Here is a 344-nt window from a genome sequence, read left to right on the forward strand (position 1 = left end):
TAAATTTTGCTAAGAAAAAAGCTTGCATTTCTGCAAGCCTTTTTCTTTTTCTTCTTTTAGTCGGTATATAAATAAGATTGTGCAATTACTGTTATTCGATTGTGTCCAAGATTCTCGGACACAATCTTCATTGCGTAACGGTCAAAAACTTCTCCAGCTCTATCCCCTCGCATATAGTACTTTTCTTTGATAGGCAATTTATCTAAATTCCTAACATACTTCTTATACATTCGCATTGCATAGCTAGCTCTGTAGCTATGGTTATCATAGTTAGATGATAACTTTGGAAACAATCTTCCTTTTTGGGATTGAATCCAATTCACTAAATCTCTTGTTTCCGCTTC

General features: G+C 34.3%; 1 pseudogene. It reads right to left on the reverse strand.

Annotated elements, in window-relative coordinates:
- Window positions 1-56 precede the first annotated feature (56 nt).
- Window positions 57-344: pseudogene (locus tag C1E99_RS15320) on the reverse strand (hypothetical protein); the annotation flags it as partial.

This window comes from Streptococcus suis, from assembly GCF_002964045.1.
Taxonomy (GTDB): domain Bacteria; phylum Bacillota; class Bacilli; order Lactobacillales; family Streptococcaceae; genus Streptococcus; species Streptococcus suis_U.